Source organism: Nocardioides sp. NPDC057772, from assembly GCF_042798075.1.
In the GTDB taxonomy this organism is placed as follows: Bacteria; Actinomycetota; Actinomycetes; order Propionibacteriales; family Nocardioidaceae; genus Nocardioides.
Window position 1 is genome coordinate 1 of record NZ_JBHVKN010000176.1, and the last position, 10,672, is coordinate 10,672.

At 69.7% G+C, this 10,672-nt stretch carries 9 protein-coding genes and 1 tRNA gene; 7 read left to right on the forward strand and 3 right to left on the reverse strand.

Annotated elements, in window-relative coordinates:
• The 3 genes from ACFVJS_RS21960 to ACFVJS_RS21970 all read left to right on the forward strand — a co-directional run.
• The coding region (locus ACFVJS_RS21960; RefSeq protein WP_378884875.1) for a glycine cleavage system protein R at nucleotides 1-518 on the forward strand (518 nt) is incomplete at its 5' end.
• Between the two features lie 79 nt (nucleotides 519-597).
• Complete coding sequence (gene def / locus ACFVJS_RS21965; protein ID WP_378884877.1) at nucleotides 598-1,155, forward strand: peptide deformylase; 558 nt, start codon at nucleotides 598-600, stop codon at nucleotides 1,153-1,155.
• Between the two features lie 19 nt (nucleotides 1,156-1,174).
• Nucleotides 1,175-1,251: transfer RNA gene (locus tag ACFVJS_RS21970), tRNA-Leu, on the forward strand.
• A gap of 42 nt (nucleotides 1,252-1,293) precedes the next feature.
• On the opposite strand, the gene ACFVJS_RS21975 is transcribed toward ACFVJS_RS21970, so the two are convergent.
• Nucleotides 1,294-2,829, reverse strand: coding sequence for an MFS transporter (locus ACFVJS_RS21975; RefSeq protein WP_378884879.1), 1,536 nt, complete (start codon nucleotides 2,827-2,829; stop codon nucleotides 1,294-1,296).
• Nucleotides 2,830-2,900: 71 nt separating this feature from the next.
• On the opposite strand from ACFVJS_RS21975, the gene ACFVJS_RS21980 reads away from it, so the two are divergent.
• Both ACFVJS_RS21980 and ACFVJS_RS21985 read left to right on the forward strand, forming a co-directional pair.
• Nucleotides 2,901-3,467, forward strand: coding sequence for a TetR/AcrR family transcriptional regulator (locus ACFVJS_RS21980; RefSeq protein ID WP_378884882.1), 567 nt, complete (start codon nucleotides 2,901-2,903; stop codon nucleotides 3,465-3,467).
• Between the two features lie 202 nt (nucleotides 3,468-3,669).
• The gene (locus ACFVJS_RS21985) at nucleotides 3,670-4,518 is read left to right on the forward strand and encodes a Bax inhibitor-1/YccA family protein (protein WP_378884885.1); all 849 of its coding nucleotides are present in this window, start codon (nucleotides 3,670-3,672) and stop codon (nucleotides 4,516-4,518) included.
• 108 nt (nucleotides 4,519-4,626) lie between these two features.
• Here ACFVJS_RS21985 and ACFVJS_RS21990 read toward each other — a convergent pair whose 3' ends face one another.
• A complete protein-coding gene (locus ACFVJS_RS21990; protein WP_378884888.1) occupies nucleotides 4,627-5,649 on the reverse strand; it encodes an SGNH/GDSL hydrolase family protein in 1,023 nt (340 codons plus the stop codon).
• A gap of 86 nt (nucleotides 5,650-5,735) precedes the next feature.
• Between ACFVJS_RS21990 and ACFVJS_RS21995 the strand changes: the two genes are divergently transcribed.
• Nucleotides 5,736-7,136 (forward strand): cystathionine beta-synthase, encoded by a 1,401-nt coding sequence (locus ACFVJS_RS21995; RefSeq protein ID WP_378884891.1) that lies wholly within the window; start codon nucleotides 5,736-5,738, stop codon nucleotides 7,134-7,136.
• Nucleotides 7,137-7,195: 59 nt separating this feature from the next.
• Nucleotides 7,196-7,588: a hypothetical protein gene (locus tag ACFVJS_RS22000; RefSeq protein WP_378884894.1), complete on the forward strand. Its 393-nt coding sequence runs from the start codon at nucleotides 7,196-7,198 to the stop codon at nucleotides 7,586-7,588.
• Here ACFVJS_RS22000 and ACFVJS_RS22005 read toward each other — a convergent pair.
• Nucleotides 7,540-10,113 carry a LuxR C-terminal-related transcriptional regulator gene (locus ACFVJS_RS22005; protein WP_378884897.1) on the reverse strand — a complete coding sequence of 858 codons (2,574 nt, stop codon included), beginning with the start codon at nucleotides 10,111-10,113 and terminating at the stop codon, nucleotides 7,540-7,542. The two genes, ACFVJS_RS22000 and ACFVJS_RS22005, sit on opposite strands and share 49 nt — an antisense overlap.
• Nucleotides 10,114-10,672 lie beyond the last annotated feature (559 nt).

Sequence of the window (10,672 nt, forward strand, 5' to 3'; positions counted from 1 at the left end):
TGACCATCCACGCCATCACCGTCCTGGGACACGACCGCCCGGGGATCATCGCCGACACCACCGCCCGTCTCGCCGGCCTCGGACTCAACCTCGAGGACTCGACGATGACCCGGCTGCGAGGTCACTTCGCGATGACGCTGCTGTGCGCGGGGGAGGCCACCACGGAGGCCATCCAGGCCGATCTCGAGCCGATCGCGGCCGACGGCACCCTGACCGTCACCGTCTACGAGCTCCCCGAGGAGCAGGCTCCCGGCGGCGCCGGCCAGCTCTTCGTGCTCTCCGTCCACGGTGGTGACCGCCCCGGCATCGTCTCCACGGTGACCGCCGAGATCGCCGCCGTCGGCGGCAACATCACCGACCTGACGACCCGTCTCTCCGGCGACCTCTATGTCGTCGTCGCCGAGCTCGAGCTGCCGACCGACGCCGACGTCGCCGTGCTCGAGGCGTCGATCAAGCGGGTCACCCAGGAGCTCGGCGTCGACGCCACCCTGCGGCCGATCGAGGCCGACGACCTGTGAGCGAGCGTCAGCGAGTGAACCATCCGGTCGACACGCGGCCGCGTCCGTATCCTTGCGCTCGCGCTACGGAGGTGGTCGCGTGACTGTCAACGAACGAGTAGCTGCCTGGACCGAGGCGGAGCTGGGGGTCGAGGGCAAGGTCCTCGACGTCGTACGTGCCCCCGCGCACGTCCTCTCCGTGCCCGGCAAGGACGTCGACCCCGCCGCCCCCGAGACAGTCCAGCTCGCCGCCGACCTGATCGCCACCATGCGGGTCTCGCCCGGCTGCGTCGGCCTGGCCGCCGACCAGGTCGGGGTCTCGGCCCGGATCTTCTGCGTCGACGTCTCGACCCACGTCAAGACGCGGACCCACCACGGGACGTACGTCCTGTGCAACGCCGAGGTCGTCGAGGCCAGCCGCAACGAGAAGGCGCGAGAGGGCTGCATGTCCGTCCCCGACCTCACCGGTGACGTGAAGCGGGCCTCCCGGCTGAAGGTACGCGGCCAGCTCCCGGTCACCGGGGAGACCGTCGAGATCGTCACCGACGCCTTCGAGGCGCGTTGCCTGCAGCACGAGATCGACCACACCAACGGGCTGCTCTTCATCGACAGGGTCGCAGGCGCTCACGCGCTCCACCAGCGCCAGACGTACTTGTGACGCTAAGGTCTGGCTGTTCGCCCCGGTGTCCCAACTGGCAGAGGATGACGACTTAAAATCGTCCAGATGTGGGTTCGAGTCCCACCCGGGGCACCATCTCGCTGTGCCGAGGGCCCTGTCCCGGCGCGGCGGCCGGCCCTATTCGTACGTCTCGGGGACCTGCTCGGAGGCGACTCCGCGGAGGGTGATCCCTGCCCCGATCGCGGCGATGCCGAGGACCGCCGCGCCGAGGATGGCCGCCAGGGCGAAGCCATCGGTGTAGGCGTCGAACGCCTGTCGGAGGAGTGGTTCCGCGATCGCTCGGGGGAGCTCCTGGGCGGTGGAGACCGCCGCGCCGATCGTGTCGGCGGCTTTCATGCCCGCTTCGCCCGCGCCCGGGACCGGGGCGGCGGCCATGGCGTTGCGGTAGCTGGTGCCGGCGAGCGTGCCGAGGACGGCGATGCCGAGCGCTCCGCCGAGCTCGCTGCTGGTCTCGGCGAGCGCGGATGCCGCCCCGGCTCTCTCCGGGGGAGCGGTCGTGAGCACCAGGGAGGTGACGATCGTCGCTGTCATGCCGACGCCGAGCGTGAGCGTGGCGTACGCGGCGATCAGCGGGCCGACGGAGGAGGCGGACGTCACCAGGCTGACGACGGCGAAGCCGACGGCGGAGATCAGCAGCCCCAGGGTGACGAGCGTCGCGGGGCGGATGGTGCGCGCCAGCACCGAGGCGATGGCGACGCCGAGGAAGCTGCCGCCCACCGTAGGAAGCATCCAGAGGGCGGCGGCGAGCGGAGCGAGGCCTAGGACGGTCTGCATGAAGGTCACCGCGAGCAGACCGATGCCGGCGGTGGCGAAGACGACGATCGCGTTGGCGACGATGGATCCGCTGAACGCGGGCCGGGCGAACAGGCGGACGTCGATCATCGGATGGGCCGCGGTCCGCTGTCTGAGGACGAAGGCGCCGGCGAAGACGATGCCGATCACCAGCGCTGCGACCGAGCCCCACGTCGCTCCGCTCTCGGCGACCTTCTTCACGCCGTAGATGACCGGCAGGACCGCCGCGAGCGAAAGGAGGGCACCGAGCAGGTCGAACGGGCCCGGCTCGGGATCGCGCGACTCGCTGATGATGATCGGGGCGGCGATGAGCAGCAGGACCATGACGGGCACGTTGATGAGGAACACCGATCCCCAGTGGAAGTGCTCCAGCAGGAAGCCTCCGACGATCGGGCCGACCGCGATGCCTCCGGTGAACGCGCCCGTCCAGATACCCACGGCTGTGCGGCGCTGGTCCTCGTCGAGGAACATCCCCCGGATGAGCGAGAGGGTCGACGGGGCGAGGGTCGCGCCGCCGAGACCGAGGAGCGCTCGGGCGGCGATGAGCGTCTCCGCGTCGGAGGCGGACGCGGCGAGCACCGACGCCGTGCCGAACGCGACCGCGCCGACCATGAGCAGTCTGCGCCGCCCGATGCGGTCGCCGACGCTCCCCATGGTGATGAGCAGCCCGGCCATCATGAACCCATAGATGTCCATGACCCACAGGTGCTGGCTGGCGGTGGGTGCGAGCTCGGCGCTGATCCAGGGCGAGGCGATGAACAGCACCGACAGGTCCATCGAGGCGAGCAGGGCAGGGAGCACCAGCACGGTCATGCCGAGCCAGTCTCGCGCGGTCGCGCGAGGAGGTGGGGTGGTCGTCATGCCGGAACTGTACATATGTCTAATACATATGTACAAGACGTACGTCTGAACGGACGGCTAGGGTGGGGCTCATGGGTCAGCGCCAGGATCTCCTCGCCGGGGCGAAGCAGTGCATCATCGAGAAGGGCTACTCGCGCACGACCGCCCGCGACATCACCGCCGCCTCGGGAGCGAACCTCGCGGCCATCGGCTACCACTTCGGCTCCAAGGAGGCGCTGCTCAACGCAGCGATCCTGGAGTCTTTCGACGAGTGGGGCAGCGCGATCGATCAGGCCGAGGTGGCCTCGGTGATCGGAGACCCGATCGAGCGGCTGGAGAGTTTCCTCGCCGGCTTTCTCACGGGATCGGCGCAGCATCGCGCCATGATCGTGGCGAGCGTGCAGGCGTTCGCCGAGGCCGAGTTCGTGCCGGAGGTGCGTGAGCAGCTCGCGGAGACCTACGAAGAGGCGCGCCGGAGCGTCGCGGCGATGCTGCTCGGCATCGAGCCGGACGGCGTCGACGAGGCCGGGCGTCAGCTCGGCTCCCTCGTGCTGGCGATCATCAACGGCACCGCGCTGCAGTGGCTGATCGACCCGGCGGCGACGTCCTCGGCGGCTGGGCTCACGGCCGCACTCAGGTCGTTGGTCGCGTCACGTTGATCCCGACGTCGTACGTGTGTCCGATCCCTCTGCGCCGATTGCTCTGCGCCGATTGCTCTGCGCCGATTGCTCTGTGCCGATTGCTCTCGGCCGGGAACGAGTTCGCGGCCTCCCTCGTTGACTGAGGTATAGCGTGCCTACACTGGCACCACGACACGGCGCCGACCGGCGCTCGTCAGGCCTTTCGAGGAGAGACCAAACCATGCAGAGCAACAACCCGGTGTTCCGTAGGGCAGAGGGCTTCGGGCAGCCGTCGCACAACGCCTACGGCAACGTGACCTACGGTGGCAACGGCGCTCCGTACGCCGGCTACGGGCAGGACCCGAGCCAGTGGTCGACCGGCGCCCCCCAGGCTCCCACCACGGGCGCCCCCATGACGATCGACTCGGTGGTGCAGAAGGGCGCGATCACGCTCGGTGTCGTCTTCCTCGCCGCCATCGCGACCTGGGTGATGACCCCGGCGATCGACTCGACCGCCAACCTCGCGCCGCTCTACCTGGCCGCGACCCTCGGTGCCGGTGCCGCGTTCATCCTGTCCCTGGTCAACTCGTTCAAGCGAGTGGTCAGCCCGGCGCTGGTTCTCGCCTTCGCCGTTGCCGAGGGCATCGCCCTGGGCGCGCTGAGCAAGACCTTCGACGCCATGATCGGTGGTGGCATCGTCGTCCAGGCCGTGATCGGCACCTTCGCGGCGTTCGCGGGCACGCTGGCTGCCTACAAGTTCTTCAACATCAAGGTCGGCAACAAGTTCCGCACCTTCGTGATCGCCGCCATGTTCGGCATGGTGGGCCTGAGCCTGATGGAGCTCGTGCTCGGCATGTTCGGCGCCAGCTTCGGCCTCTTCGGCCTCGGCACGCTGGGCATGATCACGGCCATCGCCGGCCTCGCGCTCGGTGTCTTCATGCTGATCCTCGACTTCGACCAGATCGAGCAGGGCATCCGCGCCCAGCTTCCTGAGCGTGAGTCCTGGCGCGCCGTCTTCGGTCTGACCGTCAGCCTCGTCTGGATCTACACCAACCTGCTCCGCCTCCTGGCGATCTTCCAGCAGGATTGATCGAGCGCAGCGGGTGAGCGAGGCGAACCCGCGAAGCGTGTCGAGACCAAGCGACAGGAAAGAGCTGCCCCCTCCGTATAGGAGGCGGGCAGCTCTTGTGTTTGCGCTTCAGCGCTGAGCGGCCTGCCGCTCCGCGAGCGGAGGAGTCTCCGAGGGACGCTCGACGCGGTGAGGCGTGCGCTGATCGTTCTCGAAGGACCGCGCGCGGGCCCAGTTGCGTCCGAAGCGTCCACGGGGGCGGGGAGCCGGATCGATCTCGGTCCCTGGCCGGATGACCGCGCGCAGGGAGGCAGCGGCGAGCGGCATCACGTGCTTGCCGTTGTAGGTCTCCAAGATGGCGCTCTCGTCGCCGACGAGGCCCAGGACCGAGAGCGTCGGTGGGACCAGCACCTCACCGAGGGCGTGGTAGCCGGCAGCGGAGGGGTGGAACAGGTCGGCGCCGAACCAGAACGCCGGGGTGGCCTTGAAGGCCGGGCCGAGGACGTCGCCCAAGGACACCGTGTGGCCACCGGCTCGGATGACGTGGAAGATCTGCCCGGCGGCGATGCGGATCGACCAGGCCCGCATGATCGACCGCAGCGGCGGCAGGATCGGGGTGGCGGTGCTGAGGTCGGGGACGGTGCCGACGAGCACCTTGACTCCCGCCTCCTGGAGCCGGATGACGGCCTGGGCGAGGTGGCTCACCGCGACCCGCGGGCGCACCCGGCGGATCACGTCGTTGGAGCCGACCAGGATCACCGCGATGTCGGCGTCGGCGGCGATCGCCTTCTCGACCTGCGGGTGCAGGTCGGAGGACTTCGCGCCGATCTCGGAGAGGTCGTGCAGGCGCACCGGTCGATGCGCCTTCTCGGAGACTCCGGAGGCGAGGACGGCACCAGGGGTGTCCTCGACCTCGGTCATCCCATAGCCCGCAGCGCTCGAGTCACCGAGCAGGGCGATGCTGATCGGTCGTCCCGGCTGACGTGCTCCGTACCATCCCGTCGGGGACGGTGCCACCGGCATCTTGACCTGGTGGGTCGCCCGGACGGCAAGCGCTGCCTCCGCGACGAGGACCCCGGCGAACGCGGCCGTCGCGGCCAGAACACCCCCGCCGGCGTACGCGGTCTTGCGTGCCAGACTCTTCTTCGCCACGGGGACACTCTAAAGTCTTCGGCCCATTACCGGGCACTCAGTATCGGGATATAGGGGATCTCACCTAGTGGACATACGCTGTGGCCATGGAGTACGTGGACTCGCTTCTCGACCTTATCGGCAACACTCCGCTCGTCCGGCTCGGGCGTGCGCTGGACGGCGCCGGAGCCTCGAAACCGGGGGAGGGGCCGCTGGTTCTGGCCAAGGTGGAATACCTCAACCCGGGTGGTTCGGTGAAGGACCGCATCGCCACCCGGATGATCGAGGCGGCCGAGGCCTCCGGTGAGCTGAAGCCCGGCGGGACGATCGTCGAGCCCACCTCCGGCAACACCGGTGTCGGCCTCGCCATGGTGGCCCAGCAGAAGGGCTACAAGTGCATCTTCGTCTGCCCCGACAAGGTCAGCGAGGACAAGCGCAACGTGCTGAAGGCCTACGGCGCCGAGGTCGTCGTCGCGCCCACGGCCGTGCCGCCGGAGCACCCTGACTCCTACTACAACGTCTCCGACCGGCTCGCCTCGCAGCCGGGCGCCTGGAAGCCGAACCAGTACGCCAACCCCAACAACCCGCGCTCCCACTACGAGGAGACCGGCCCCGAGATCTGGCGCCAGACCGAGGGCAAGATCACCCACTTCGTGGCCGGCGTCGGCACCGGCGGCACGATCTCCGGGATCGGCCGCTACCTCAAGGAGCAGAACCCGGACGTCCAGATCATCGGCGCCGACCCCGCCGGGAGCGTCTACTCCGGCGGATCCGGTCGCCCCTACCTGGTCGAGGGCGTCGGCGAGGACTTCTGGCCGGACACCTACGACCGCGGCGTGGCCGACCGGATCATCGAGGTCTCCGACGCCGACTCCTTCGCTTACACCCGCCGGCTCGCCCGCGAGGAGCAGCTGCTCGTCGGCGGCAGCGCCGGCATGGCTGCGTACGCCACCAAGCAGCTCGCCGCGGAGCTGGCCGGCACCCCGGAGGGGGAGAACGCCGTGATCGTCGTGCTGCTGCCCGACTCCGGGCGCGGCTACCTGACCAAGGTGTTCAACGACGAGTGGCTGGCGCAGTACGGCTTCGCGATCGGCGAGGCGGCCAAGCAGACCGTCGGCGACGTGCTGCGCGGCAAGTCCGGCCGGCTGCCCGACCTCGTCCACACCCACCCGGGCGAGACGATCGCCGAGGCGGTGCACATCCTTCAGGAGTACGGCGTCTCGCAGATGCCGGTGGTGCGTGCCGAGCCGCCGATCGTGGCCGCCGAGGTCGCGGGCTCGGTCTCGGAGCGCACCCTGCTGGAGGCCCTGTTCACGGGCAAGGCCAAGCTCACCGACTCCGTCGAGGAGCACATGTCGCCGCCGCTGCCCTCTATCGGCTCCGGTGCGGACGCTCACGACGCCGCCCACACCCTGGGCGACTCCGACGCGCTGCTGGTGCACGAGGACGGCAAGCCGGTCGGTGTGCTCACCCGCCAGGACCTGCTCTTCTTCCTGACCAGCTCCTGAGGCTGCGGACACCCTCCCCTCTGGCCGGGGGAGGGTGTCGTGGGCCATGATGCGTGGTCATGATCGCGTACCCCCACATGCGCCGAATCGGAGCCCGAGGCAGTCATCGCCGGTCGGCTCTGGCCGCGGCCTCTCTGCTCGCGCTGTTCTCGCTGGCCGCCTGCGGCGGTGGCCAGGACAGCAGCAGGGGCAGCGATCGTCCCAGCGTCGCGGACATCGAGGGGCAGATCGCCAAGAGCAGCGGCGACCAGGTCACCGAGGACCAGTCCGCGTGCCTGGCGAAGACCTACTACGAGTCGGACCTCTCCGACGAGGCGGTGCGGCTGCTGGTCGAGGCCGAGGACGTCTCGAAGATCAGCCCGGATGACCTGTCGGAGGCCGACCAGAAGGCCAGCAAGGAGCTCTACGAGCCGCTGGTGAAGTGCCTGACGCCCGAGAGATCGCGGGAGTAGTCGCCGTCCGGCGCCGGCCGGAGCCAGGTGGTGGCCACCCGGGCGAGGTCCTCGCGGCCGGAGACCCCCGTCTTGCGGCTGATGTTGTGCAGATGGGTCTCGACGGTGCGGGTGCTCATCTCGAGGTCCGCGGCCAACGAGGCGGTGGTGGGACCGTCGGGCAGCAGCCGGAGCACCTCGCTCTCCCGCCCGGAGAGCCCGATGTGGGCCGCTGCGCGACGGAACAGTCCGGCTCGACTTCCGGAGATCTCGGAGCGTTCCCACGCGAGATCGAGCGTCTCGGCGGCCTCGGCGAGGTCGCCGGCCTCACGCTGCAGGATCGCCAGCGAGATGGCGGCCCTGGTCACGAACACGAGGGCGCCCGCATCGGCGAGGATCACGATCGCCTCGCGGAGCGCGTCGACGTCGCCGGCAGCGGTGGCGGCTGCGTACGCGCCCATGCCCTGCAGCAGCGGACTCTCGGTGCCTGCGGCGAGGCCGGCGGCCCGGGTGATGTGCTTGTTCTCGTTGGCGCCGCGCTCGACGGCCTCCACGGCGAGGAAGATGCCGCCGGTGACGTAGCCGGCGTCCAGCCGCTGGCCGACGAGCTCACACAGCTCCTTGAGACTGGGCATCCGGCCACTGGCCGGCGCCATGATGCTGGCCACCATCCCCGGCCACGGCCCGAAGGCCACCTTCGCGCCACCGATCTGGGAGGCGAGGCTACGGGCGTACTCCGGGCGGCCCTGCGCCATCGCGATCTCGGCCCCGAGAGTCAGGATGCCGGTGTGGGCGACGTCGCGATAGGCGGCGACGCTCGAGGAGGAGAGGCTCTGGAACGCTGCCTGGCTCGCCTCGGTCAGCCGGCCGGCGATGCTCAGCCCGAGCACGCAGAGATAGGCGTGGGCCTGGATCAGCATGGCGCTCGAGCTTTGGTTGGCCGCCTCGAGCTGCTCGCGAGCGAAGTCGATGCCACGGTCGAGATCACCGCCGAGCATGTCGGCCAGCCCGACGAGGAAGGCGTGCAGCCCGGCGGTGAGCGGGTGCTGCGGCTGCTGGCTCTCCAGCAGGTTGCGCGCCTGCTCGACCATGCCGGCAGAGAGGAGGCGCTCGGCGGCGACGACCGCGAGCATCTCCGGCCCGACCACGTCGCGCGGGTCGGGCTCGACCGTGGGGAGGTCCGGGACGTACTCGGTCTGGAACTGCAGGTGGGCCCGGGAGGCCTCGAGCGTCGCGGCGAACGCGGGCAGTCGCTTCAGCCCGTCGTCGAGGACGTCCTTGGCAGCCTTCAGGTCACCCAGCTCGACCGCCTTCCAGCTGGCGAACCAGGCCAGCATCCAGGCCGACTCCTGGGTGTCGGTCAGCGGGGTGCGCCGCTCGACCTCGTCGATCTGGTCACGAGGAGCGGCCGTGTTGCGGAGCGCGACGAGCAGCGGCAGCGCGGTCTCGGGCGAGGGCATCTCGGTCCAGGAGCGGCGCGCGCGGGCGACCTCGTCGGCCATCTGCCGCAGCGAGCGCTGGTGGAGGAGGGCGGCGTCGGCACCGCGGGGTCGATGGGTGGCGTAGTCGAGGAGTCGCTGCTCGGACGCCAGGTGGTTGCGAGCAATGACCAGCCCGAACGCCGAGCCTTCGGTGATCAGGTAGTCGCCGATGAGGGGCGGGTAGAGGCCCACGACGCCGCTGCCCGGACCGTCCTCGCTGTGGCGCGCCAGGCCGTGGGCGAAGAGCGCGTCGAGCACATGGCGATCGAGCAGCTTTTCGGCCTCGTCCAATGGCACCGGCCCTGTCACCGCGAGCGCGGTCGCGCCGTCCCAGGCGTTCTGGTCGAGCCCGGCGACGAGCGGCTCGACGGCCGAGGCCAGCTCAGGCGCCCAGCCCGTACGCCGCGGCAGCCGCCACAGCCCGTCGAGCTGCTCCAGCACCCCCGCTCGTGGCCCGACGGTGGCGATCGCCCGGACCAGGCCGATCAGTCCGCCGGTCGCCATCGTGATCCGGGCCAGCGACCCGGCCTCCACCGGGCCGCCGAGGATCTCCCGGCACACCTCGTGCACCTCGTCGACCTCGAGCGCGGGGGACCGCACCTGGACCGACGGGGCGATACCGAGCATCAGGGTGTTCTCAGCGACCGGATGCTGGTGGCGGCTGCTGGTCACCGCCAGGAGACGTCGTTGCCGGTGGATGTTGCGCAGGGCGCCGACCGAGTAGGTGTCGAGCGCGTCGGCGTCGTCGATCACCAGGACCGTGCCGGTGCTGATCTGCTTGCTCAGCGCCGTGGTCATCTCGCCGATCGTTCGCCGCGGCCCGGGCGGTGTCGTGGCGCCGATGCCGGCCGCGGTCAGCGCGGCGAACGGCTCGTTCTGCCAGGCAAGGTGGCCACAGAGCTGGAGCACCGGCATGCCCTCGTCCTCGAGACGGTCGGCGACCAGGGCACACAGTTCGCTGCGTCCGGATCCTCGGGGGCCGACCAGGTGGACGCTCAGGCCCGCACCGACGTAGCCGGCGACCTCGTCGACCACGCGCTCGAGGACGCCTTCGCGTTCGGACATGGTCACCCCCCCACCCTCAAGGTACATCCAAATGCATACCGGATTTTCTGTGGGAGCGCTGTATAGCCCGCGTAATAGGTCAACTGATACGCAGGTTACCTGTTTACAGTACGTAAACAGTCCGTCCGCGACCGCAACCACTGGCCGCAGATGATGAGATAGTGATCTCACGGGCCGAGGTTCACCTCGGCCTGCACCACTGAGTGACCACCAGGTCGCCGCATCAGCTCCCCCATCTGTTGCGGCCCTGGTGGCACGCAGACTCAGAGCCCGGCCGTCCCGGACTCGAGGTCGCGATCATCCCCCCGCGGTCGTGACCTCGAGCCCAGGGCGGCCGGGCTGTGTTGTTGGCGATTGCTTCGCAATTCGCGAGCGCCTCCGCTTGATCCTCGTCTTCCTCCGCTTCGTTCGTCGCTGGCGCTCCTCACTGCGCTGCGTCCAGACGAGGAGCGCTCCGGCGCTGGGTTGTTGGCGATTGCTTCGCAATTCGCGAGCGCCTCCGCTTGATCCTCGTCTTCCTCCGCTTCGTTCGTCGCTGGCGCTCCTCACTGCGCTGCGT